Source organism: Microcoleus sp. POL10_C6 (genome assembly GCF_036701585.1).
GTDB lineage: Bacteria > Cyanobacteriota > Cyanobacteriia > Cyanobacteriales > Microcoleaceae > Microcoleus.
In genome coordinates, this window is record NZ_JAUBRB010000138.1 from 1 (window position 1) to 1,670 (window position 1,670).

At 41.6% G+C, this 1,670-nt stretch carries 1 protein-coding gene; it reads left to right on the plus strand.

The window, feature by feature from the left end; genetic code table 11:
• Nucleotides 1-124 precede the first annotated feature (124 nt).
• Nucleotides 125-1,618 (plus strand): IS5 family transposase, encoded by a 1,494-nt coding sequence (locus QUA34_RS29990; RefSeq protein WP_333391148.1) that lies wholly within the window; start codon nucleotides 125-127, stop codon nucleotides 1,616-1,618.
• Nucleotides 1,619-1,670: the final 52 nt, after the last annotated feature.

A 1,670-nucleotide genomic window follows, 5' to 3' on the forward strand; every position in this document is an offset into this window, starting at 1 on the left:
TAGGGCTTGCTGAATATATCGATGGCACTTGACGTAGCCTGGGTTATGCGCTCGCGAGAGCGAGGGTAAAGTGCAAAATAAACAGGTAGAATAGGTCAAAACCCGTGCATCACCACCTGCGATCGTGTACAGAAAAGCTGAGCTTGCCCCAAGCCCCCCATCCGAGTTTGAACTGCCCTTCGGAGGAAGGTTGTCAGCAGACAACCGTTGGGTAAAAATGGCCCAACTAATCCCGTGGTCAGAATTTGAGTCAGAATATGCCCAAAACTTCCCCACCTCCAAGGGCGCACCAGCTAAATCCTTTCGGATGGCGTTGGGGGCATTAATCATCAAAGAAAAACTCGGAATTAGCGATAGGGAAACAGTAGAACAAATTCGTGAAAACCCCTATCTGCAATACTTTATCGGTCAATCAACCTACAGTAATGAGATCCCATTTGACCCATCACTATTAGTCCATTTTCGGCAACGAATCAGTCCCAACCTAATTAATAAAGTGAACGAGCGAATGGTCGAAAAAATACGCTCCATCACCCCAGTTAAAACGGAAAAAAAAAAGGATTCGGACGCCAAAAATAAGTCAGTCAATCGCGGAAAATTAATCATAGATGCGACCTGCGCCCCAGCCGATATTAGTTATCCGACCGACTTAGGACTATTAAACAGAGCCAGAGTTCACACCGAAAAAATCCTAGATATTCTGTATAAACAGCTCAAAGGTCAAATCACGAAAAAACCTAGAACCTACCGTAATCTCGCCCGAAAAGATTACTTATTAATAGCCAAACAAAGAAGACCATCCCGCAACAAAAAAAGACAGGCAATTAAAAAACAACTTCAATATATCAAAAGAAACCTAGCTCATATTGAACAGCTAATCGATTCAGGTGCGACCCTAAAAGGTCTGACTAAAAAGCAATATAAAACCTTGCTAGTCCTCACAGAAGTCTATCGCCAACAACAGTGGTTATTTGACAACGATAAACAGAGTATTGAGGATAGAATAGTAAGTTTAAGTCAACCCCACATCCGTCCCATAGTCAGAGGGAAAGCCGGAAAAAGCGTAGAATTTGGAGCTAAACTATCAGCGAGCTGTTTTGAAGGATATGTATTTTTAGACCGGATGAGCTGGGATAATTTTAACGAATCAGGATATCTAAAAGCACAAGTAGAAGCATATCATAGCTTCACAGGATATTATCCAGAGTCCGTTCATGCAGATCGAATTTATCGTACAAGAGAGAACCGAGCTTGGTGTAAAGAAAAAGGCATTAGAATCAGTGGACCGCCTTTAGGAAGGCCTCCAGTAAATGTCAGTAAAGAAAAAAAGAAGCAAGCATTGGAAGATGACAGAATTAGGAATGCGATTGAGGGTAAATTCGGGGAAGGTAAACGAAGATTCGGTCTCAATCGTATCATGGCAAAACTTGATAATACTTCACAAACAACTATTGCTATCACTTTTTTAGTCATGAACCTTTCTACCTGGTGGCGCCGGGTTTTTTATGTGTTTTTATGTCGAGCGGATCAAACAATGCCTGTTTTTGGACTTAACATAATTTGCGCTTATATTTTACTCAAAATCAGGCAGGACAAACTTATATTTAACTCACCTTGAATATATCGATCGCTCCTGCTAGTGGTCTGCGATCAATTATTCAGCAAACCCT